Origin of the sequence: Agrobacterium larrymoorei (genome assembly GCF_013322225.1) — a bacterium.
Taxonomy (GTDB): Bacteria; Pseudomonadota; Alphaproteobacteria; order Rhizobiales; family Rhizobiaceae; genus Agrobacterium; species Agrobacterium larrymoorei_A.
This window is the reverse complement of the sequence record NZ_JAAMFB010000009.1, coordinates 64319-88196: the sequence shown is the minus strand read 5'-3', so window position 1 is coordinate 88196 and position 23878 is coordinate 64319. Positions and strand designations below refer to the sequence as shown.

Annotated in this window: 18 protein-coding genes and 1 pseudogene; 10 read left to right on the top strand and 9 right to left on the bottom strand. The window is 55.0% G+C overall.

All coding sequences use genetic code 11. The features are described from left to right. Positions 1 to 282: 282 nt before the first annotated feature. From G6L28_RS04330 to G6L28_RS04310, 5 genes are all read right to left on the bottom strand, one after another. Complete coding sequence (locus tag G6L28_RS04330; RefSeq protein WP_174062567.1) at positions 283 to 843, bottom strand: DJ-1/PfpI/YhbO family deglycase/protease; 561 nt, start codon at positions 841 to 843, stop codon at positions 283 to 285. Between the two features lie 38 nt (positions 844 to 881). After that, positions 882 to 1103, bottom strand: coding sequence for a hypothetical protein (locus G6L28_RS04325; RefSeq protein ID WP_174062566.1), 222 nt, complete (start codon positions 1101 to 1103; stop codon positions 882 to 884). 183 nt (positions 1104 to 1286) lie between these two features. Further along, positions 1287 to 2120, bottom strand: a complete 834-nt coding sequence (locus G6L28_RS04320) for a transporter substrate-binding domain-containing protein (protein ID WP_202033527.1) — start codon at positions 2118 to 2120, stop codon at positions 1287 to 1289. A gap of 65 nt (positions 2121 to 2185) precedes the next feature. Beyond that, entirely contained in the window at positions 2186 to 3118 is a 933-nt protein-coding gene (locus tag G6L28_RS04315) for an amino acid ABC transporter substrate-binding protein (RefSeq protein WP_234902464.1), read from the bottom strand. An 11-nt stretch (positions 3119 to 3129) separates the two neighbouring features. Then, positions 3130 to 5340: an EAL domain-containing protein gene (locus G6L28_RS04310; protein WP_174062564.1), complete on the bottom strand. Its 2211-nt coding sequence runs from the start codon at positions 5338 to 5340 to the stop codon at positions 3130 to 3132. A gap of 282 nt (positions 5341 to 5622) precedes the next feature. Here G6L28_RS04310 and G6L28_RS04305 point away from each other — a divergent pair, with 282 nt between their 5' ends. Both G6L28_RS04305 and G6L28_RS04300 read left to right on the top strand, forming a co-directional pair. Next, positions 5623 to 6438 carry a 2-keto-4-pentenoate hydratase gene (locus tag G6L28_RS04305; protein ID WP_174062563.1) on the top strand — a complete coding sequence of 272 codons (816 nt, stop codon included), beginning with the start codon at positions 5623 to 5625 and terminating at the stop codon, positions 6436 to 6438. A gap of 177 nt (positions 6439 to 6615) precedes the next feature. Then, a complete protein-coding gene (locus tag G6L28_RS04300) occupies positions 6616 to 8052 on the top strand; it encodes a family 16 glycosylhydrolase (RefSeq protein WP_174062562.1) in 1437 nt (478 codons plus the stop codon). 55 nt (positions 8053 to 8107) lie between these two features. On the opposite strand, the pseudogene G6L28_RS04295 reads toward G6L28_RS04300, so the two are convergent. From G6L28_RS04295 to G6L28_RS04285, 3 genes and pseudogenes are all read right to left on the bottom strand, one after another. After that, positions 8108 to 9582, bottom strand: a pseudogene (locus G6L28_RS04295) (diguanylate cyclase domain-containing protein). A 107-nt stretch (positions 9583 to 9689) separates the two neighbouring features. Next, positions 9690 to 10511 carry a bifunctional allantoicase/(S)-ureidoglycine aminohydrolase gene (locus G6L28_RS04290; RefSeq protein WP_174062560.1) on the bottom strand — a complete coding sequence of 274 codons (822 nt, stop codon included), beginning with the start codon at positions 10509 to 10511 and terminating at the stop codon, positions 9690 to 9692. A 128-nt stretch (positions 10512 to 10639) separates the two neighbouring features. Beyond that, on the bottom strand, positions 10640 to 11686 hold the full coding sequence (locus G6L28_RS04285) for a class I SAM-dependent methyltransferase (protein ID WP_174062558.1): 1047 nt from the start codon (positions 11684 to 11686) through the stop codon (positions 10640 to 10642). A 296-nt stretch (positions 11687 to 11982) separates the two neighbouring features. Between G6L28_RS04285 and G6L28_RS04280 the strand changes: the two genes are divergently transcribed. Further along, complete coding sequence (locus tag G6L28_RS04280; protein WP_174062557.1) at positions 11983 to 13980, top strand: putative bifunctional diguanylate cyclase/phosphodiesterase; 1998 nt, start codon at positions 11983 to 11985, stop codon at positions 13978 to 13980. A gap of 116 nt (positions 13981 to 14096) precedes the next feature. On the opposite strand, the gene G6L28_RS04275 is transcribed toward G6L28_RS04280, so the two are convergent. After that, entirely contained in the window at positions 14097 to 16796 is a 2700-nt protein-coding gene (locus G6L28_RS04275) for a DNA translocase FtsK (protein WP_174062556.1), read from the bottom strand. Between the two features lie 301 nt (positions 16797 to 17097). On the opposite strand from G6L28_RS04275, the gene G6L28_RS04270 reads away from it, so the two are divergent. The 7 genes from G6L28_RS04270 to G6L28_RS04240 are packed head-to-tail and all read left to right on the top strand — an operon-like array spanning position 17098 to position 23847. After that, positions 17098 to 17982, top strand: coding sequence for a dihydrodipicolinate synthase family protein (locus G6L28_RS04270; protein WP_174062555.1), 885 nt, complete (start codon positions 17098 to 17100; stop codon positions 17980 to 17982). Between the two features lie 11 nt (positions 17983 to 17993). Next, on the top strand, positions 17994 to 18653 hold the full coding sequence (locus tag G6L28_RS04265; protein WP_174062553.1) for a GntR family transcriptional regulator: 660 nt from the start codon (positions 17994 to 17996) through the stop codon (positions 18651 to 18653). 58 nt (positions 18654 to 18711) lie between these two features. Continuing rightward, a complete protein-coding gene (locus tag G6L28_RS04260) occupies positions 18712 to 20040 on the top strand; it encodes an ABC transporter substrate-binding protein (RefSeq protein ID WP_174062552.1) in 1329 nt (442 codons plus the stop codon). Next, entirely contained in the window at positions 20040 to 20978 is a 939-nt protein-coding gene (locus G6L28_RS04255; protein WP_174062660.1) for an ABC transporter permease subunit, read from the top strand. Before G6L28_RS04260 ends, G6L28_RS04255 begins: the two co-directional genes overlap by 1 nt. Beyond that, positions 20978 to 21799, top strand: a complete 822-nt coding sequence (locus tag G6L28_RS04250; RefSeq protein WP_137395326.1) for a carbohydrate ABC transporter permease — start codon at positions 20978 to 20980, stop codon at positions 21797 to 21799. The genes G6L28_RS04255 and G6L28_RS04250 overlap by 1 nt, the downstream gene beginning before the upstream one ends. Positions 21800 to 21819: 20 nt before the next feature. Continuing rightward, a complete protein-coding gene (locus tag G6L28_RS04245; RefSeq protein ID WP_174062551.1) occupies positions 21820 to 22878 on the top strand; it encodes an ABC transporter ATP-binding protein in 1059 nt (352 codons plus the stop codon). A 6-nt stretch (positions 22879 to 22884) separates the two neighbouring features. Continuing rightward, on the top strand, positions 22885 to 23847 hold the full coding sequence (locus tag G6L28_RS04240; protein WP_174062550.1) for a sugar kinase: 963 nt from the start codon (positions 22885 to 22887) through the stop codon (positions 23845 to 23847). The last annotated feature ends 31 nt before the right edge of the window (positions 23848 to 23878 follow it).

Sequence of the window (23878 nt, the reverse complement as noted above, 5' to 3'; positions counted from 1 at the left end):
GCGGAGACCTACAGCTGATTTAATCGAGACAAAACACGAACAGGTTTCTAAAAAAGTATTATTCCGCCAATCGATGCAAATTAACGATCTCTTATGTGTATTGGTTAGTTAAAGCCGTCTAAAAAGTAAAAACTGCAGCGAATCTGTTCGAAATACAGCGAAAGGCATCCCGCAGCCCCATGCGACGTCGCATTGTGGACGGTGAATATCGAAAGTTTGCCGCAGACGAACAAAAGCCGCTGACAAAAGCAGCGGCTCCCGTTCCAGAAAAGCAGACAGTTCTCAGGCGGCGCGACGGTCGTGTTGTCCCTCTTCAACCTCTTCCACGATCTTTGCGACAAAGGCGTCTAGATCGTCTGGAGACCTCGAAGTGATGATACCCTTGTCGGTTACAACCTTTTCATCCTTCCAGATGCCACCAGCGTTTTCGACATCGGTCTTGATGGAGCCGAACGAGGTCACCTCACGACCTTTTACCGCGCCGGCTTCGATCAGCAGCCAGGGGGCGTGGCAGATAGCAGCAACGACCTTACCAGAATCGACGAATTCCTTCACGACACGCATTGCATCCTCGTCGGCTCGAAGCTTGTCGGGGTTGATCTGACCACCGGGAAGAACAAGCGCATCGAAATCCTCGATGTGAACATCCTTTGCTGAAAGATCGACAGCAATGGAATCGCCCCAGTCGGTGTCATCCCAACTTTTGATCTGACCTTCTTTCACGGAGGCGATTTTGACATCGGCACCTCTTTTTCGGAGTTCTTCATAGGGAACACGAAGTTCCGAACGCTCATATCCATCGGTCGCGAGTATAACGATTTTCGCAGAGTTGATAGCCGTCATGGCTTTCTCCTTTTTGAGTGGTTCGTTAGGGGTGGGATTTATTCCGACTGGTCTGAATTTGCAGACGGCAGGAAGAACTCGACGTCATCGCGTCGCGCTTTATCGAGAGGCGCGATGTGCTCCTGCCAGAATTGTTCTGCCTCTTCCGGCTCATGATCGTACTGACGAACAAATGTCTTGTTATCATCGATCATTACCTGACGTGTGCCTCCGAGCAGCATATATTCCTCGGCGAGCTTTCGCGTCTCGGTCTTTTCCATGTGTCTACCTCCGTGGCGAGATCAATGGAGCGCACCGAACCAGCGAAACGGTATTAGGTTCAAATATTCTTTGGGTGAACACGCCATCGACGTTACCCCGAACCTGCCGCTTCCATGCCTTTCATGGCGCGCCTTCTCCAAGAGGAACGCGACCCCTAAAACAATGGTTCCTGAGTTTTCGCCTTAAGGAGCTTCTGGATTTTCGAAGTTGGCCCTCAATCTGTCGCTCATAGGCATATGGAGGTTGAGGTTGAGTGACGGCATTGGTTCTTCAAACCAGCGTCGATAAATCCCGGCCATTTCAGCACTGCCATAGATAACCCGCAGTTCCTCGTTCACAGCCTGGGTGAAAGCGGGGTCATTCAGGCGCATCATGAAGCCGAATGGCTGTGTAGGCGTCACAGTTTCCGAGGATAACCGATAATTTTCGGCCGCGCCGGATTGTGCGATCATCATGCTGAGCAACACCTCGTCCATCGCAAAGGCCGATACCCGCCCGTCCGATACCATATCAAAGGCGGCCTGAATGGCCTCGACTGGCACAAGCGACATATTCAGCTTCCGGGCTCGGTTGACTTCGTTGATCTCTCCGACATTTACCGTTCCCAACGTCACACTGACGGAGCGCCCCTTTAGGTCATCCAATGCCGAAAGCCCATTCTTCGCAAGCGAGACATATCGGCTGGCGCTATAGAAATGACTGTAGGAAAAGCTGGCGCTTTTACGCCGCTCCTCGGTATTCGTGCTGGCATTGCACTCGATATCAATGAGACCGTCATTCAACAGTTGAATGCGATTGCTTGGTGTTCTCGGAACGAAGTCGATTTCGATGGCGGGAAGCTGCAATCGGTCCTTCAGCCTTTCCGTCAGACGCCTGCAAATGTCGATCGAGTATCCAACCACTTCACCGTCAGACGTTTGAAACGCGAACGGTGCAGTAACGCCATAACCAATCCGGATTTTTCCGGTCTCTGTAATCCTCTGGAGAGTGGGCGTGTCGAATTCTGCATGGCTCACACTTACATTTATAAGAAATGTAGAGAGCCCGATGCAGAGTTTTGACAATGCGAACGCCCGGGCAATCATTGCAGGTACTCCTTCGGCTCGCTGAAGGCTGCTCTTAAATCCGGTGAGAGCGGAAGGTTGAAATTACGGCCATCCGGTGGAATAGCCGACATGAACCATTTGTCGTAGATGCGACTGATCTCACCGCTGACAAAGAGCTGATGAAGCGCCTCATTTACCAGTTTCTTGAAGGCAAGATCGTCCTTCTGCATCAATATCCCATAGGGTTCAGGAGAACCGAATGTTTCCTCGGAAATAACATAGTCTTTCGGAGCGCTTGAAAATGCGACCTGCGCTGCAAGAAGGACGCCATCCATGACGAAAGCGGACGCCCTATTGGTCTCAACCATGGTAAAGCCTTCCGAATTCCGCTTTGCGAGAAGGACAGAAATATTGAGGCCATCCGCTCGATTGCGGTTCTGAAGCTGCTCTATATTTACCGTGCCGGTGGTGGACGCCACCGTCCGCCCGGCAAGATCGCGAATCCGATGAAGATTACTGGAAGCCTTCGATACAAATCGAGTGGCCGTTATGAAGTGCGGATAGGAAAACTCTACCAGCCCGCGGCGCTCCGCGGTATTGGTCGTGGCACTGCATTCGAGATCGATCTTGCCTGCCTTTACGAGCAAAAACCGTGTGGCCGTTGTTGCGGTGAGATAAGCGATATCAAGCCTGTCCAGCTTCAATTCATTCTTGATATGGTCCGCTATATACTCACAAATTTCTACGGAATAGCCGATCACCTTCCCGTTCGGCGCTCTATAGGCAAAAGGAACCTCGTCTTCCCGGTGACCAATGACGATGGTGTTCGTCTCTCTAATTCGCTCCAAGGTCGGGCTTTTGACGTCCGAGGCTCGGACGGGAGTTAGCAATAGCGCGGTCGCTATCGGTAGCAGCGTCAACAGTGAAAGGCACTTTCGCGGCACATGCCACATTGAATGATTTTGCATTTCACGCGCTCCTAGCGATGGATTTTTCGTCCAGCCGATGGCTGGTAGCGACTTTCGACCTCTGTGATTTTCATCGGGCGGCCCAGATGATACCCCTGCACACGGTCGCACCCTGCCGCGCGCATGAATGAAAGCTGCGCCTGCGTCTCAATGCCTTCCGCGGTCGTCTTGAGCCCGAGCCCTTCCGCGAGACGCACTATTCCGCGGACGATTGCTCGGTTTCCTTCTCGGGATTGGGCATCCGCGACGAAGCTTCGGTCAATCTTTATCTTGCTGATCGGCAAAGCCATCAGATAGCTGATGCTGGAATAGCCTGTTCCAAAATCATCCAGTGCGATGTCCACACCAAGCTCTCTGATTTCCGACAGCGTATTCATTGCAACGGCCTCGGATAAAAGAACGGTCTCCGTCAGCTCGATTTCAAGACGGGATGATTCAAGCCCGGAGCGCTGAAGCGCAGCTTTCACCTTTGCACCAAAATCGCCCTGCTGAAGCTGGACCGCAGAGACATTGACGGCAACGCGAGCATTGTTGGGAAAACGCATTGCATCTGCACATGCCCTGCGCAAGACCCACTCTCCTATCGCAACGATCTGGCCGCTTTTTTCCGCCATGGGAATGAAGTCGACGGGCGATATCCATCCCGACACCGGATGTTTCCAACGGATCAAAGCCTCAAATTCGACGGGATGAGGATCGCTGAAGGAGAAGATCGGCTGATAGTGAAGCTCGAACTCTCCCCGCTGCAGCGCCAGTTCGATATCCTGCTGAAGAATGTTTTCGCGGTCCTTGGACATTTCCATTCCGCTCTTGAAAAAGCGAAAAGTTCCCCGTCCTTCTGATTTTGCACAATAGAGTGCAACGTCAGCGTTCCTCAGTAGCTCCGAAACGTCCTGCCCCTGTGACGGTGCAGTCGAAATGCCGACGCTCGTTCCCACCAGGGCTTCCTTACCCAGCAGAGAGAAGGGACGCGATGCGGCCTCGATAATCGCCTTGGATAAGCGGCTGGCTTCTGGAACTGGATCTTTCCGAACCATTTGCAGTACCGCGAATTCGTCTCCCCCCAACCGCGCGGCCATGTCGTGCGGTCCCAGCAACAAAGATAGCCGGTCGGCGAAGGCGACCAGCAGCGCGTCTCCGCTTGCGTGTCCCAGACCGTCATTGATGGCTTTGAACCGATCCAGATCCAGCAACATGATATTGAAACGAGAGCCGGCCCCCAGCCCCTTGATCTCTTCCTCAAGACGCTTGTTGAAGAAAGCACGATTTGGAAGGCCGGTCAGTGTATCGTGGTGAGCGAGATGCTCCATCTGTATGGCGACATCGCGCACCTGACGAAGATTTTCGCGTTCGGCAACGGCTTCGCGCACCATTTCGATCGCAACAGCAAAACGACCTATCTCGTCATTTCGCTTCTGAAATGGGGTAACCGACTGGGTATCGTTATGGGCAATACGGCTGAGTGCCTCGATAAGCGATGGCACAGGTGTGAACAACTTGCGCATGATCAGCGTAACGACACCACCGGTCACGATCAGTATCGTAAGCAGTAACACCAGCGAATTCTGCAGCAGCCTTGTCTGGCTTTCAAAAAGAACCGAAGCCTGTCCGATGGATGTCACAAGGGCACCCTGAAGCTCCCCCTTTGGACCGACGACTGGAACAAATGCGATGAAATGGCGAACATCGCCCAAATCTGCAAATCCGACGAAAAACCTATCAGATACGGCAGATGATGGTAACGTCAATGTCGCCTGTCGCGCAGTGCCAAAGGCATCAGCAGAACTGGAGAATTCCTTTGAACCGCTTTCCTTCTGGAAAAGCCAAACGTTGTTTTTCGTCTGAGCAGCCGCGAGGCCTAGTACATCGGAAGGATTGAAACCGGTGTCGAGGATGGAGGCATCGTCCCCGAGCGGACGCTCGCTAACGATTTTTGTGATCTGGCCAGCCTCATTACTTTCGATTGCAATGAAGGTGTAGATGCTGCGGACCGCCGAGGTGGTTACCTGCGCGTTCAACTCGGCTTCCCGCCGCCATTGGTCGAGCGAATCCCGCTCCACCATCAACCATCCGACCGCTGCACCGATGAGATAGGCCAGGACGATGCTTGATACGAGAAAGACGGTGATTTTCCAGAACAGTGAGTGGTACCACACCACCTTGGTGCGGCGTTGCAGTGGTTCCTCGCTCGCCTTTTCTATTCCGTTTTCATGCAAGACCATGTGGCCCGTAACCTTCCCCATATTTTGCGCGGAAATTACAGGCTCAGGTTTTAATTTAAGCTTTAATATTGATCCCTCATCGTCATGACATGAAATCATTCGGTGGAATGGTAAACGCAACCACAATGTATGAACTGTTGGCAGTTCAATGTGAGACCGGCGTCACTCCTCATTAAGGTGTTTGGTCGCTGAACTATTTGCTGCACCATGCAACCACATGCCTTGCCACTCTCGGAAATGCCTGCAATGAAACGCTCAGGTGACTTTGCGGGAGGATTTCACATGACCACGATGACAGAGGCGAACATCAGACTTGGCGTCCTCCTGGCCGAAGCTGAAAAGCAGCAATCGGCGCTGCCTGTTTCCAACTTGGAACAGGCGGGGCTTTTGCCGGAAAGCCTGGAGGCTGGAATGGCCGCCCAGGCGATAGCAACTGGAGCAATCGGCAAGGGCGTGTCTGGCTGGAAAGTCGCAATCAATAACACTCGACCGGTTGCGGCACCGCTTCTGGATTTGTTCGAGATCACTTCAGAAACAGATTTCATCGTTCCCAAACCGGGCGTGGTCGCAGTCGAAGTGGAGATTTGTTTCGTTCTGGCGGAAGACATTCCGAAACCGGAGCCAACGATGCCCTACGTCCGCGAGGATATCGTCAATCGTATCGCTTCCGTTCATCTGGGCCTGGAACTCGTCAGCTATCGGCTGGTGGAAGAGAACAAGGCTCCATTTCCTTTATTTCTTGCAGACAGGCTGGGAAATCACTCCTTCGTGCTAGGTCCGCAGATCGAAGCCGAGTGGGTTGACCGTCTTCTCAGCCAGGGTGCGGAACTGCCGCCGCTTGAGATCGAGGGGGATGACGGTATTCTTTTCGCAGCCATTCCAAAACATCCGCAGGGTGATGCCCTCGCTCCGCTTCTGGCATATGCCAACTTGCCGATAGATCACCTCGGCGGCTTGAAGAAGGGTCAGGTTGCCACGACGGGCAGTCTTTGCGGCATTATCCGCCTCGAGGGGCAGCGCTATTTAAGAACGAGATGGGGCACGATTGCTGAACTAGAAATTAGGTTTCCAGATTTGACTGGCGGCTCCTCGATCTGAAGTCCAGCTCGACACCGCAAGCCGTAAATCCTGCATCTTTACGACGACGTACCCGTTAGATTTCGCCGGTAGCTACGACTGATTTATCGCATTTTCGCCCTATTTAGCCACGCGCCGCCTGTTACACTTCTGCTCGGAGGAATTTGAGGGAGGTCAGTCTCAACAGGAGGTTTTTCCATGGCACGATCGGTTACGAATGCTCTTGGCAAGCAGCTCTTTTACAGCGACACCTCTACCGGCTTTTTCTCAGCGACAGGGTCCGGTCCCGATCTTTATGGGACAAGCCGCAACGATTCCATGTGGGGCGATAGCAGCGTCAATGTGACGATGCACGGCGGCAGCGGAGACGATATCTACTACCTCTATTCCTCAATCAACCGAGCCATTGAGGCGCCGGATAGTGGTACGGATACCATCAATACCTGGATGAGCTACACGCTTCCCGACAATTTTGAAAATCTTGTCGTGACGGGAGATGGGCGACACGCCTTCGGTAACGAACTGGACAACATCATCACCGGCGGTACCGGCAGCCAGACGATAGACGGTGGCGCAGGCAATGACGTTCTGATCGGCGGCGGTGGCGCCGACACGTTTGTTTTCAAAAAAGGCAATGGTACGGATTTGATTACCGACTTTGGCGCAGACGACACCATTCGTCTCGATGGCCATGGGGTAACGTCGTTCGACCAACTGATGAGCAGTGCCACGCAAAAAGGAAATGATCTCTGGCTCAACTTCGACAATGGTGAAAGCATCGTGCTCGCAAACACCTCATCGAATGATCTCAGTGCCCATCAGTTCAAGTTAAGTCTCGACCGTTCCAAGCTTTCATCCACGTTTTCAGATGAGTTCAATTCGCTATCGCTGAGCGACGGGACGCGCAGCGTGTGGGAACCAAAATTCTGGTGGGCGGGAGAACAGGGCGGAAGCTTGCACACCAACTCCGAAAAGCAGTGGTATATCAATCCCGCTTACCAGCCCACGGCTTCGGTGAACCCTTTCTCTGTTAGCGACGGCGTTCTGACGATCCGGGCGGCGCCAACACCGGATGCGATCTCCGACGCTGTCAACGGCTATGATTACACGTCGGGCATGTTGACCACTCACCCATCCTTTTCGCAAACCTATGGCTATTTTGAAATCAGGGCCGATATGCCCGGTGAGCAGGGAGCGTGGCCCGCATTCTGGTTGTTGCCCACGGACGGAAAATGGCCGCCGGAGCTCGACGTCATAGAAATGCGTGGTCAAAATCCCAACACCCTGATCATGTCCGCCCACTCCAGTGCGTCGGGTGAACAGACATCGACGATCAACAATATCAGCGTCGCGAGCACTGCCGGTTTCCATAATTACGGGCTCTTGTGGGATGAGCAGCACATCACATGGTATTTCGATGATGTTGCCGTGGCGCAGATCGATACACCCGCAGATATGCATGACCCGATGTATATGCTGGTCAATCTCGCCATAGGCGGCATGGCTGGCACACCGACAAACGGCCTACCGAACGGATCGGAAATGAAGATCGATTACATTCATGCCTATTCGCTGGACGACCCTGCAACAGCGAACGTACAACAAAACGCGCAATCGCAGGATTTGCTCGTGTAATAGCTTGGACGGCTCCAGATTTTCCTGCACTTCGCGGGGAAATCTGGAAGGGCTTTTAAATTCCTGCTTTTCTGCTGCTGCTGGATGCGAGGTCGGCGCGTCTGGCCAGCGCGACATAATGAGCCTTCTTCTGCTCATACATATTGAGATCGGCCCGCTTGATCATCGCCTCCATCGTTTCGCCCGGCTCAATCGTCGCAACGCCAACCGAAATGCCAAGTGGGGCGTTGGAATAGAACTGGTTGTTGATTTTCAAAAGCTCGTGGACGGTATCCACCATCGTCGTAGCTGCATTCCTGTCCGCACCCGGCATCAGAATCGCAAATTCGTCTCCGCCGATCCTTGCCGCATGATTGGGCGGCGAGACAACGCCGCTCAGGACCTCGCCCAAACGGCGCAACAACATGTCTCCAGCATCGTGTCCCAGCGTATCGTTGGCATTTTTCAATCCGTTAAGATCGATGATGATGGCTGAGACTGGCCGCAGACTATTTCGTTCCAGCCGGTTCAACTCATCGGTATAAAATGCGCGATTATAAAGCTTCGTCAGGACATCATGCTTGCCGAGATATTCGAGGTAAGCCTCCGCCTTCTTCCGCGCAGTGATATCGGTCAGCGCGACCTGTACGAGGGACCAGTCGTGCTCGTAACCGGGCAAGACGGAAAATTGCAGCAATACGTGACGTTCCGAACCATCCAGAGCGTAATTAACCACTTCGCGCTGATGAAAAAGATGACCACTCCACAAATCAACCAGCTGCTCACGGAACGGCTTGTGCATCTCGTCGCGGAAAATCACGCCGAGATTTTGCAGAAGCGTCTGACGATCCGGCGCACAGAAAAGATCGAGCGTGGCTTTGTTCACGTCCACCACCCGAATTTCACTCATACATTGACGAACGAACTCCGGATGCACATCCATGAAGACGCGGAAGTCAACGATCCCGCGCTGCTTGATGTCATCGATCAACCGCTTGATATGGCTGAAATCCTCCACCCAAAGCGATACCGGGGAATGCTCGAACATACCTTCGGCATAGAGTCGGTGTCTCGCTTCCTGTCGGCGGGACTGTTCTCGGTCGGTTACATCCTCTGTGGTTAGCAGGATACGGTCCAGTGTCTCTTCGTGGCCTGGAATTACTGCGCCTCGAAGCTGAATATCGAGCCGTTTTCCGCTCAAAGAATAATTGACCGCGTTACCTGAAAAGCTAACCTCGCCATCCCAGAGGCAAGAAAGCTCGTTGATGTGGCTTTCAAGCATGTCATCTCGAAAGACGCGATGCAGGTTTGTGATCAGATGGTCGAAATCCCGAGCCTCGAATAGCTCCAGTGTTTTCGGATTGACCTCGACAACAAGAATTTTCCGGGAACATTCCGCAACGCGCGAAATATCCGCGCGCAGGAATTCACGAAGATCAGTTACACCCTCTGCTCGCCAGGCATCGAACTGACGCTTCACGCCCGAAAATCCTCGACCCACATGGCAACGGGGGCCAAGGCGAAAATATTAGCGTCCAGTTCTGGTGTCATGATATCTACTCTGAAGGGCTCTTAAAACGTGACGAAGCAGTTTTCTGCACCCTAATCATTTTTAGAGAACACTCAATAAGAGCTCACTTATTGCAGCGCGCGGAACATCACCATAGTTTGACGTGGCGGTTGACATCCTTGTAGAGCAGATAGCGGAAGCGTCCCGGACCGCCAGCATAACAGGCCTGCGGGCAAAAAGCGCGAAGCCACATGAAATCGCCCGCTTCCACTTCCACCCAGTCATTGTTAAGGCGATAGACAGCCTTGCCTTCCAGCACGAAAAGCCCATGTTCCATGACGTGAGTTTCCATGAAGGGAATTGTCGCGCCCGGCTGGAACGTAACGATGTTAAGGTGCATGTCATAGCGACCATCGGCAGGGTCTATGAACCGCGTCGTGGCCCATTTGCCATCCGTGTCCGGCATTGCGGACATTTCATGCTCGTCTTCATGCGTAAAGATTGCGGGCGGCAAGTCTAAACCGTCCACGACGTCGAACACCTTCCGCACCCAATGAAACTTTGCCGGAGAGGAACCCTTCGCGTGCAGCGACCACCCATTTCCTGCAGGAATATAGGCGAAAGAACCGGACCGCATGGCATGTGTTTCACCATTAAAGGTGATCGTCATCTCACCGTCGACCATAAAGATCGCTGCCTGCGCACGTGCATCGGGTTCAGGCTGTGCGCTACCGCCACCTGGCTGCACCTCCATGACGTATTGCGCAAAGGTCTCGGAAAAGCCGGTCATGGGCCGGGAAATGATCCACGCCCGCGTGTTCTCCCAGTGCGGAAGAACGCTGGTGACGATATCGGACATGACTCGCTTTGGAATGACGGCATAAGCGTCCGTGAAGACCGCTTTGCTCGAGAGAAGTTCCGTCTGCCCTGGCAAGCCGCCAAAGTCGGAATAGTAACGCGTCTTTTCCATTATTCACTCCAAATCATGCCAGTGCAAATCAGTCCACGGCGCTTCGTTACAGAGAGAAATCACCGCAAAATGAAAAAGCCGCAAGGGCAGAAAGCGCCTTGCAGCCCTAAAATCGACGGCCTGTCCAATCAGGACAGTTTTCGAATGACCCCATAAACGATGTTGCGGTTCTCGCCGAGGAAAACCTCCGCTTCGAAACCATCATTTCCGGTGCTGGCGTTGATGATATTCCACATATCCACCTCAGAACGCAGCAAAAGTGCCCAGTTCATGAACGTTTCCATGAAACCATCGTCATCGATACCTTCGGCGAAATTGGCGAACAGGAAAGTGCCGCCGGGCTTCAGCATATCCAGGCAACGCTGTGTCAGCGTGATTGCCACCTTGTCTGCAAGGTAGTCATAAAGGCCCGCAGCGTAAACGAAGTCGAACTGACCGAGTTCGTGCTTGCGACCCAGAAGGCCACGAACCGACCCATCGACAGCTTCAACAGCAGTGCCACCGAAGTCGCGGGCTATGGCGCCGATGCTCATAGGGTCCTGATCAAGCGCTACCCACCGTTTGACCTGCCCATTTGCCAGAGCCTCGGAGCGATTGGCTTCCCGAAGGTGCCCCGCCGCGATGGTCAGGATTTCGGTCCCGGGGCCATTTTGTGCAGCAAAATGATCGACGTAGCGCGTTAGAATATCCCGGCGCTCACGCACAGCAGCGGAGGACAAGGAGTTGCGCGTGCATTCATAAAGCGCAGCACCCAGAGGAGATGCTGCCGTCACCTTAGCGGAAATACTTTCATGCCCGTAGATGAAATCCAGAAGCTGCGCGTCGCCGGAATAGCCTCTTGGCTTTACGAACGACCAGTTGCTGAAAGGATCTTGAAGGAGATATTCGGCGACAGGATGATGTTGAGCGATCGGAATCAACTCACCCCACACGCTGGAATAGTATTTTTTACGCAGATCATGCAATCTTTTCGCGACTGCATGTATAATTTCTGCCGGCGAATTTCCCCTAAGAAATTGCTGTTGTGCCAAATTGAGAATGAGAACAAGCTCTGCTTGTCCGAGGGATCGTTGCTCGTGAAATCGCGCGTCTCGTTTAGCAAAAATTTCTTCTGATATTGCTTCTGGAGTGATCAGACTCTCTCCATCGAATAAAATATTCTTGAGCTGGGACACTAGCATATCTCCTAATTAACACATTGTTAACGCTATAATAATTTGCAGGTTATGACGAGTGGCGCAAGCAGTGAAAACTTACGTATGGGGAATTTATTTCTAGGTAGGTGCGTTTAAGGTAAATCTAATGCCGCAATTGTCCGGGGGCGCATTCAAACAAACTTAATCCGGACTGAACTATAGTGCGGCGCTCGGTTGGAGCCTTGGAACAACCATGGTGCAATGACGCCATGGCAACATGACAGATAAGAACAAAAGGCAATTGCTCGAGATTATTGCAACCTATGGATCAGTGCATGAAGCACAGTATAACAGACGTGGTTGAGATGGATTTACATGCGGACGCTTCTCGAAAGAGATCGGCCGATGCCATGCGCTCATTATTCCTGGAAGAAGCAGACACGAAAAGGCGACTGGCTATCCGGCGTGGGTTGTGGGCCTCAGCGCCGATCTATCTCCTGTTTTCGATAACGGACGCCCTCCTCATTCCAGACGTCTTCATCCACACACTTTTCGTTCGCTTCGTCGTGGTAACCGTAGGGCTCATGATTCTGGAGATGCAAATCCGTTCATCGGTCAAGACCGACCACTTGGACATTTGCTGCGCAGCGGCGCTGGTGATGAGCTATATTGCTTGGCTCTTGCCGGCCATGACGACCAGTCACGTCACCAATATGTCGTACTACATGATTTTTGGTGCCATATTCATGATGGGCGCCAATCTCTTCTTTACCTTCAACTTCAAACTATCCCTGATAGCATCCAGCCTCATTCTGGCGATATATTTCATAGCTCTCAGCCAATTTTCTGAAGACATCTATTATCAGATAGCCTTTGGCACGTTTTATCTCTCCTGCTTCATGTTTACGTCCTATGTAAACCTGCGACTTAACCGTGAACGTTACCATGTCTTCCTCAACGCAATGGAAGCCAAGGTTCAGCAAAAGGAGGCGGAAGATCGCGGCAAGGCACTGCTTCGCCTCTCCAATACCGACCCTCTGACAGGTGTGGAGAACAGACGCGCTATCGATAACCGGTTGCGTCAGCTCTGGAGCGAATGGCTGAAAGCAGACCGGAACTTCGCCGTCTTTCTCATCGATGTAGACTTCTTCAAGAAGTACAATGATTACTATGGGCATCAGGAAGGTGACCGCTGCCTCGTGCAGGTCGCTCAGACATTGCAGTCGAGCATGAGCCGGTACGATGCCGTGATCGGGCGCTATGGGGGTGAGGAATTCATCGCACTGGCGCGCTTCACCAAACTGCGCGATATCGAGAAAATTGCAGAAACACTTCGCAAGACTGTCGAAGGCCTTTGCCTGGCTCATGAACGAAGACGTGATGGAACTTCGATCATCACCGTGAGCGTCGGCGCATCCTTCACCCGTGCAATGCCGGAGCCAAAGCTTGAACGCGTGATCCATGAAGCAGACCGAGCTCTTTACCTTGCGAAGGAGAACGGTCGCAACACAGTGAAACTGTTCGACCCGAACGATCCACTGACCAGCGACGATACGGAAAACGTGGCTGCCCTGCTCAATGTCGCCATCGAGCAGAATCTGGTCTCCCTCGTCTATCAGCCTATCCGCGCCTTGGCGGCGAATAGGATCGAAGGCGCGGAAGCGCTGATGCGCTTAAGGCTTTTAGACGGAACGATGGTCCCACCGAGCATCTTCATACCCATCGCAGAGCGGACGGGTGCCATCATGGAACTCGGCCTCTGGGCCATCAGAACAGCCTGCGAAAGTATTTTGACTTGCGACCGGGCTGGCGTTCTCAGCGTCAACGTATCCCCTATCCAGTTGAACAATCCGGCATTTGCAACATCGGTCGCCGCCATATTGGGTGAATTGGGAGTATCGGGAGGCCGCCTTGCGTTCGAGATCACTGAAGGTCTCGAGATGGACATGAACTCGGAGGTGCTTCGCTGCATCAACGACCTCAAGACGCTTGGCATCAAGATTTGGCTAGATGACTTCGGAACAGGATTTGCAGGTCTCTCGTGGCTACGGTTGATCGAGTTCGATACGGTCAAGATCGATCGTTCGTTTCTCCATGACAGCTCGACACCCAAAGGCAAAGCGATGTTGAGGGATATAATAGGGTTGATAAGAAACCGTGGTCCGAAAATCCTTGTAGAAGGTGTGGAAACTGCGGAGCAGTTGAAGTTGATGGAAGAGATGCAGATCGACCACGTACAGGGCTACTTCGTCGGACGTCCCGTACCAAACGAGAAATTTCAGGAAAAATTCTCCCCCTACTTTCCAAAGTCCGCGCTTCTGCGCCCCGCATGATAGCCGCGAGATAGCCCGGTATAGTATGCCTTATCATTGAAGTTTGCTGGTCGATACAAAAAGGGCGGGCCTCGTTTCGGGCCCGCCCTTTTTGATTAGTCAGCATATGTCGGGGGTCAGTCCCCCGCACCCGGCACTTCGTGAGCATCGCGCTCACCCACTATGATCGAGCGCTTGCCCACATGATTTGCGGGGCCGACGATTCCCTCCTGCTCCATCCGCTCTACGAGCGATGCAGCACGATTGTAGCCGATGGAAAGACGGCGCTGGATGTAGGACGTGGAGCACTTCTTGTCACGAAGAACGACCTTCACGGCCTTCTCGTAGAGATCGGCGGTGTCGTCATCGGCCATCGCAGTCTTATCGAAAACAGCGCTATCGTCTTCTTCACCCTCTTCGGCTTCGTCAGCGTCTTCGGTAACTGTGCCGAGATATTCTGGACGACCCTGAGTCTTCAGATGCGCCACGACCTTTTCGACTTCCTCGTCGGAAACAAACGGGCCATGGACACGCGCGATGCGACCGCCGCCGATCATGTGCAGCATATCACCCTGCCCCAGCAGATGTTCCGCGCCCTGCTCACCAAGAATGGTACGGCTGTCGATCTTGGACGTGACCTGGAAGGATATGCGCGTCGGGAAGTTCGCCTTGATCGTGCCGGTAATTACATCGACCGATGGGCGTTGCGTGGCCATGATGAGGTGGATACCGGCGGCACGCGCCATCTGCGCTAGACGCTGGATCGCGCCTTCGATTTCCTTGCCCGCAACCATCATCAGGTCGGCCATTTCGTCCACGATGACGACGATGTATGGCATCGCCGTGAGGTCCATTTCCTCCTGCTCGTAGACAGCTTCGCCGGTTGCGCGGTCGAACCCGGTTTGGACATTGCACATCACCGTCTCGCCCTTGGCGCGGGCCGAAGCTGCGCGGGCATTATAGCCGTCGATATTACGAACGCCGAGACGCGACATCTTACGATAACGGTCTTCCATCTCGCGCACGGCCCACTTAAGCGCCATCACGGCCTTTTTGGGGTCGGTAACGACTGGCGTTAGAAGATGTGGGATTCCGTCATAAACGGAAAGCTCCAACATCTTGGGATCGACCATGATGAGACGGCACTCTTCCGGTTTCAGGCGATACAGAAGCGACAGGATCATGGTGTTGATCGCAACCGACTTGCCCGAACCGGTCGTACCGGCAACCAGCAGATGCGGCATCTTTGCCAGTTCAGCCACCACAGGCTCACCGCCGATGGTCTTGCCAAGGCAGAGCGCAAGCTTCATCCGGGTCTCTGCGTAGTCGTGAGACTCGATCAGCTCACGGAAATAGACCGTCTCGCGAACAGGATTCGGAAGCTCAATACCGATGACATTGCGACCGGGTACGACAGCCACACGAGCAGACAGCGCCGACATGGAGCGGGCGATATCGTCCGACAGACCGATGACGCGTGAGGACTTTACACCCGGCGCAGGCTCGAACTCATAAAGCGTAACAACCGGGCCAGGGCGTACGTCGATGATTTCGCCCTTGATGCCGAAATCCTCCAGAACACTTTCCAGAAGGCCAGCACTCTGCTCCAGCGCCTCCGGGGTCATGGTCGTGGTCTGTTGAACCTGTGGCTGCTGCAAGAGGTCGATGGGCGGATATTCATACTCGCCCTCGCTGAACACCGGCGCATCAAGAAACATAGGCTGATTGTTGCGCGCAACCGTGCGCATCTCGCGGCGCGTCTGTACCGCGTCCACGATTTCGATGGCTGGCTGCTGTTCGACCGGTTCGACTGCGGGCAGAATTGCCTCGACAGCCCGGGTTGGCTGAACGACTTCAACCTCTTCGGCAGTCGCTTCCGCATAACTACGTACACCGACTTCACGATAAAGCGCGATGGCCGAGCCTTCCTGAGCGACGAAAGCCGGACGTTCAGAGGCCATCTGCTGCTGTCGTTGTTGCTGCACTTGTACCGTCGGCAAAGCCGGTTGGCGCAGCACCTGCGCCCTGCGCACTTCTATCTGCGGTGCGGGTACGGCAACCGGGGCAACGGTGTTGCGCTGTGCCTTCGCTCGCGCCAATTCGGCAAGGCGCAAGGGCTGCGAGGGAGGCACGATTTCGTTGGCGACATCCAATGCCATCGCTTCCCAGAACATGTCGTCGGACAATAATGTGGCGAATGCCGGAACGTTCACCGACTGCTGCTTCCCGCCATCGGAGGGGAAACATGCTACGTCGATCTGTGTGCTTTCAGAGGAAGCATCAACCTCGGCAGAAACTGGCAAAGCCTTAATCTGTGCCGATTGCTCAATCTCCTGCTGCTGCCTCAAGGCAAGTTCACGACGCAGACGATAGCTCAGCGCCCGCGCGCCCGTCGCACCCGGCGGCTGGGGCAATACGGCAGGCTTTGCGATACGGCGCTCAACGGGAGTGGGCGTGGGAGCTACTACATCGACAGCGCGCACCTCAACCGCAGGTGCCACCAAGGCTTGCTCCGCCTGATACTCGGCCTGCGCGGGGTCGCTTGTGGTCTTCTTACCGGCGACGATATTCTGCGGCGTTCGCGAAAAACGGACATTAGGCCCAAGCGTAAAGGCATTCTGCCAGCCGGGCATATCCGCGCGACCCTCGATCGCGTTGGCGGCGATCTGGTCCGCGTTGTGCCCCATTACCGCGCGTTGCGCTTGCGTAAACGCAGGCAGCGGTTGAGCGGTAGTGGGCCCTTGATCTTGCTGTGCGGCATCTACCCCTTCTATGGCATTGACGGAATTATTGAAATTTGAACGGGGAAAATGCATGGCAGCCTGTACACTCATCATAAACGGACAATTGGCACAGCAAATGAGATAAAAAATAAAGGTTAATCACATATTGCCAAGCTGGCTTCCAAAGCGAATTTTCACAAGCTTCCATGCCGCTGTTACCCGCTTGCCACGCATTTCGGGGCCCTGAACGAAATTTCCGCTCTTTCGTTTCGAGCGCTTCCTCAAAGCCTGATCTGATTAGAATGAACCTCGCGGATACGTATCAACAATGTGAGCGATCATGAGAAAATTCTGTCTTTACAACTAACATGTTAATACCGTATCACTGTATGGTCAGTTTTGGAGGAGCAGGCATTTGACGCAGAAATTTGGCCTTTCGGCAGCACTCACCACACCATTCTTGCAGGATGGCGAAATAGCCGTTGACGTGATGGTGGCGCAGGCAAAGCGCGTTCTTTGCTCCGGCTGCGACAGCGTTACCCTTTTCGGGACCACCGGCGAAGGAAGTTCGATCGGCAACCGTGAGCGTTCAGAGGTTCTGTCGGCGATGCTTGCAGCAGGTGTCGAGCCTCAGAAGATCGTCGTTGGCGTGCTCGTCGATTCCGCTCAGGACGCAGCAGACCAAGCAAGCGCTGCGCTGGACGCTGGCGTTCGCAACATCCTGCTCGCCCCGCCCTCCTATTTCAAGAATGTCAGCGACGACGGCCTGTTCGAATGGTTCTCATCGGTCTTCGCACAGATCGGCTCCGGCGCGCGGGATGTACTCGTTTACAACATCCCTTCCGTAACCATGGTGGCGTTATCTGTAGAGCTCGTCGGTCGTTTGCGCACCGCGTTTCCGAAAGTCGTGGTTGGCGTCAAGGATTCTTCTGGCGACTGGCCGCACACGCAGCGTCTGCTGAACGATCATAACGATCTTATCATTCTGATCGGCGACGAGCGCCATCTGGCACAGGGCGTCCGGCTTGGCGGACAGGGTGCCATTTCCGGCGTCGCGAATTTCCTGCCCACAGAGGTTCGGGCCATGGCGGTCGAGGGCAAGGATGATGCACGGGTTCAGAATCTTGTCGCCGAACTGCTGAAATATCCCGTCACACCCGCTGTCAAAGTGCTTGTGTCGCATGTCACGGACGAAGCCATCTGGCACACAGTTCGTCCACCGCTGGTTTCCATTTCCGCAGAAGATCGTACAACGATCGTAGCGGCATTCGAGTCGCTGTTCAGCCGCAAGGCTGCGTGAGAAGGATCGATATGGAAGACACGGGCGAACAGACAACCCTGCGGGAAAAGGCGTATGAAAGTTTTACGCATCACCTTCTCGCGCGCGATGTTCGCCCCGGCCAGTTCATCTCGCAGCGCCGTCTGGTGGAACTAACGGGCTTGCCACTCGGCGCAATCCGGGAGGCGATCCCAAGGCTGGAGGCGGATGGGCTGATCAAGACAGTCCCCCAGCGCGGGCTTCAGGTCGCCCATATCGATATCAACCTGATCCGCGAAGCCTTTCAGTTTCGCATCTTTCTTGAAAAGGAGGCCGTCGCGATCTTTACGCGAACGGCCTCCGACGAAACCATCGCGGCCATGCTGAAAGAACACCGCGATATCGCCGAAGTGGCGAATAGCGGTCATGGCTCGCCTGAACTGGACGCAAGGGCTCAGGCAGTCGATTGGGGCATGCACGATGCCTTCATCGACTCGCTCGGCAATTCGATCATTTCGAACGCCTATCGCGTCAATTCGATCAAGATGCGCCTCATCAATCAGGAGCGCTTCCGCATCGCGGGTCATGTGAAGTCGGTGATGGTGGAGCATCTGACTATTCTCGAAGCCATCGAGAAACGATCCGTCGAAGACGCTGTCGAAAGGCTCGTCGCCCACATTCGCAATGCGAGGGACCGGGCCTTGGCGGTCTAGGAGTTTAATAGAGGCCGGGGGTGAGGAGATTTTCCGGCAATCCAGAGGAGGAAACAAAATGACGCATTCGTTCATCAATCCAACACGCCGGAGCTTTCTAGCCGGAACAGCGGCCGTTGCCGGAAGTGCCGCCTTCGGCGTCCGCTCCGCATCGGCGGCGGTCAATTGGAAGAAGCATGCAGGCACCACGCTCGAGGTCAATCTGGTCAAGAGCCCGCGCAGCGAAACCCTGCTGAAATACATCAAGGAATTCGAAGAGCTGACCGGCATCAAGGTCAATGCCGAGGCGACGCCTGAGCAGCAGCAGCGCCAGAAGGTCGTCATCGAGCTTTCTTCCGGCAAGCCGAGCTTCGACGTAGTTCACCTCAGCTACCATGTTCAGAAGCGGCAGTTCGAAAAGGGCAAGTGGCTGGCCGATATCAGCGGCTTCATGAAAGACCCGTCGCTGACCGATCCGTCTCTGGTCGAAAGCGATTTCGCCGAGGCAGGCATGCAGTTCGCCAAGGATAGCGACGGGGTTCTGCGCTCGCTGCCCTTCTCGGTGGATTACTGGATCCTCTACTGGAACAAGGAACTGTTCGACGCCAAGGGCCTGAAATATCCGCAGACCTTCGAAGAACTGGTCTCGACGGCTGAAGCCCTGACCGATCCGTCCACCAACACTTACGGTTTCGTCGCCCGTGGCCTGAAGAATGCCAACACGCCGGTCTGGACCTCGCTGATGCTGGGTTACGGCGCGACCCCGATCGTGGACGGCAAGATCGACACGCAGACCAAGGAAGCGGTTGAGGCGGCAAAGCTTTATCAGCGCCTGATGACCAAGTCCGCACCTCCCGGCGTCTCCGGTTTCAACTGGGCCGAAGCACAGTCCGCCTTCCTTCAGGGCAAGATCGGAATGTGGTTCGATGGCGTCGGCTTTGCACCGCCAATCGAAAACCCGGAAAAATCCCGCGTGGTCGGCAAGGCGGGCTACGGCGTCATGCCAAAGGGCCCGGCACAGCAGGCCGCGGGTACATTCGGTGACGGTCTCGGCGTAGTCGAAGCCAGCCAGAAAAAGGAAGCCGCATACCTCTTCTGCCAGTGGGCGATTTCGCATGAAATGGGCGCACGTCTGCTGCAGGCCGGTGCCGGTGTGCCGTTCCGCCAGTCCATTCTGGAAGACGCCAAGGTTCGCGCAGGCGTGAAAATGCCGGGCGAGTGGCTGGATGCCGTGGTCGGCTCGGGCAAGGTTTCCAAGCTCGCACTGCCGGTCATCATTCCCGTCACGGAATTCCGCGACATCTATGGCGTTGGCCTCACCAACATGATCGGCGGCGCTGATCCTGCCGAAGAACTGAAGAAGGCGACGGAACAGTTCACGCCTGTTCTGGCACGCAGCGAGGGATAATAGTGTCTGTCAGCATCGAAAATGTCGCCAAGACAACAAAGGTCGTCAGAAGGAGCAAGCCCACGCGGCTTGCTCCCAACTACTGGCCCTTCGTTATTCCGGCACTCGTCGTCATCGCCGCAGTCATCGTTTTTCCATGGGTCTTTACCCTGTGGATGAGCGCGCAGCGCTGGACGCTCGGGCAGGAGCAGAGTTTCATCGGTCTCTATAACTACATCCGTCTGGCAAGCGATGCCCGGTTCTGGGAATCGATGTGGCATACGCTGGTCTATACGGCGCTGTCGGTTATTGCACCGCTGTTTCTCGGCACCTTGGCCGCCCTTGTTTTCGATGCGCAGTTCCCGCTGCGCGGTTTTCTGCGCGGCGTTTTCGTCATGCCGATGATGGCGACTCCGGTCGCCATCGCGCTGGTCTGGACCATGATGTTCCACCCGCAGCTTGGCGTGCTGAACTATCTCCTGTCCTTCATCGGTATCGGTCCACTGGAGTGGATCTATAACCAGTCCACCGTCATCCAGTCGCTGGTGCTGGTCGAAACATGGCAGTGGACGCCGCTCGTCATGCTCATCGTGCTGGGTGGCCTCGCCGCCGTGCCGCGTGAGCCTTACGAAAGTGCGGAAATCGATGGCGCTAATGCCTGGCAGAAGTTTCGTTACCTCACCATGCCGATGATCGCGCCGTTTCTTATGATCGCCGTCATCATCCGCTCCATCGATGCCGTCAAAAGCTTCGATATCATCTATGCGATGACTCAAGGGGGACCCGGTACGGCATCGGAAACGATCAACATCTACCTCTACAACACGGCATTCGCCTATTACGACATCGGTTACGGCTCGGCCATGGCTGTCGTCTTCTTCATCGTCATCATCGCGCTGTCCTTCGTTCTTCTGATGGTCCGGGCGCGCACCCAGTGGAACGAGATGGAGGACCGCTGATGACCCGCAAAACCATAGACCGCATCAGCCTGTTTCTCGTCGCTCTGGTGATGATTTCGCCCGTCATCCTGTTCTTTCTCTGGATGATCTCGCTGTCGCTGAAATTCGAAATCGACAACGGCGCCTATCCGCCGATCCTCATCCCGGAACGCTTCGCATGGTCGAATTATGTGAAGGTGTTCGAGGAGAACAACTTCTTCCTCTACTTCTGGAATTCCGTTCTGGTCACGGGCGCGGCCACCTTCCTCGCCCTCGTCATCGGCGTTCCCGCAGGTTACGGCATCGCGCGATTGAAGGCTGAGAAGGCGGCCATCGTCATCATGATTGCGCGCATGACGCCCGGCCTCTCCTTCCTCATTCCGCTGTTTCTGCTGTTCCAATGGCTGAACCTGCTAGGCACGCTGTGGCCGCAGATCATCATCCATCTGGTGGTGACGGTGCCAATCGTGGTCTGGATCATGATCGGTTACTTCGAAACGACACCGAAGGAACTGGAAGAAGCTGCCAGCATCGATGGCGCATCATCGTGGCAGGTGTTCCGCCTCGTCGCGCTACCCATCGCCAAACCCGGTATCGTGGTGTCCTTCATTCTCGCCGTCATCTTCTCATGGAACAACTTCGTTTTCGGCATCGTGCTTGCCAGCCGTGAAACCCGCACGCTTCCGGTCGCGGTTTACAACATGCTGTCCTTCGAACAGGTCAGCTGGGGCCCGCTGGCTGCCGCAGCGCTTATCGTCACGCTGCCGGTTCTGTTGCTGACCATGTTCGCGCAGAAGCAGATCGTCGCAGGACTTACCGCAGGTGCCGTCAAGGGCGGCTAACGAAATCTAGGATAAACATCATGGCACCGGTCAATATTCAAAACGTTCAAAAACGCTTCGGTTCGGTCAACGTCATCCACGGCATCGATATCGATATTCGTGACGGCGAATTCGTCGTGCTCGTCGGCCCATCCGGCTGCGGCAAGTCCACCCTTCTGCGCATGATTGCGGGGCTGGAAGAGGTCAGCGATGGCGAAATCCACATCGGCGCGCGCGAGGTCAGCCACCTCCCCGCCCGTGACCGCGATATCGCCATGGTGTTTCAGAACTACGCGCTTTATCCGCATATGACGGTACAGGAAAATATGGGCTTTGCGCTCAAACTCAAGAAGGTAAATCCTGCGGAGACGAAGACAAAAGTAGACAGAGCCGCAGGCATTCTCGGTCTGGAAAAGCTTCTGGATCGCTATCCACGCCAGCTCTCAGGCGGTCAGCGCCAGCGTGTCGCCATGGGCCGCGCATTGGTGCGCGATCCGCAGGTCTTCCTCTTTGATGAGCCGCTGTCGAACCTCGATGCCAAGCTGCGTGTGCAGATGCGCGGCGAGATCAAGGCCATGCACCAGCGCATCGGCACGACCACCATTTATGTGACGCATGATCAGGTCGAAGCCATGACCATGGCTGACAAGATCGTGGTTCTGCATAATGGCTTGATCGAACAGATCGGCGCGCCGCTGGAGCTTTACGACCGTCCGGCCAATCTCTTCGTTGCAGGCTTTATCGGTTCGCCCGCCATGAATTTCCTTCGCGGGCGCGTCGAGGAAGGCGTGTTCCGCACGGCCAAGGGCGTAACATTGCCGCTGCCACCGACTGCCGACCCGGCAGCACTAGGCGGTCGCGATCTGGTCTACGGCATTCGTCCGGAACATATCCGCGCTGCGGATACCGGCATCGAAGGACGCGTCGAACTGGTGGAAGGCACCGGCTCGGAAATCTACGCCAAGCTGAATTGCGAAGGCGAAGAGATCGCCTGCCTGTTCCGCGAGCGGCTGGATATCCGCTTTGGCGATACGGTTCGTGTTGCCATCGATGCCGCTTCCGTGCACCTCTTCGACAAGGAAACAGGCAGGCGAATCTGAATTTTGATGACAGTTACAAGTGAAGATCAGAACCACGGCAAGCACGTATTATGCGTAGGCGCTGCCGTGCTGGACACGCTATTTCGCGTGCATGATATGCCCACCGGCCAAGGCAAGGTCCTGCCCTATGAGATGGTGCAGATTGCCGAGGGCATGGCATCGAGTGCGGCCTATACCGTTCACCGCATGGGCGGGCGCGCAAGCCTTTGGGGTGCGGTTGGTGACGATGAAACCGGCAACCGAATCCTGCGTGATCTCTCGGAAAGCGGCATCGACACGTCAGGCATGACCGTGGCGAAAGGTGCCCGCTCGGCGCTCTCCACCATCATCATCGATGACCGGGGAGAGCGGCTGATCGTACCCTTCTACGATCACAAGCTTCATGAGACCAAACACTCCTGTACAGAGGCTGATATCGCGCCTTTCGATGCCGTGCTGGTGGATGTGCGCTGGCCGGAACTGGCGCTGGATGTGCTGACCGTCGCCCGCGCGCTGGGCAAGCCCGCAATTCTGGACGGAGACGTCGCACCGGTCGAAACGCTGGAAAAGCTCGCCCCCTCCGCAAGCCACATCATCTTCTCTGAACCCGCCGCAGAACGCCTGACCGGCCTTTCCGAAGTCCCCGCGATGCTGCCGGTGCTGCATCAGCGCTACCCGCAAACCTTTATCGCCGTCACCGCTGGCCCGCTTGGCTGCTATTGGACCGAACCGGGTGATCCAGAAGTGAATTTCCAGTCCACGATGAAAATCGAGGCTGTCGATACGCTTGCGGCGGGCGATGTGTTCCACGGCACGTTTGCGCTGACCATCGCGGAGGGAATGGAAAGCCGGGCGGCCATTCAGCTTTCCTCTGTCGCTGCCGCGTTGAAGTGCAGGGTTTTCGGTGGGCGCATCGGTACGCCTACGCGAGCTGAAGCTGAAAAGGCTATGACGGCATGGCTCGCGAGAAACGCGGTATTGCCAACCTGAAGTCTCGGTAAAAAGTGTGCGCTGAAACTTT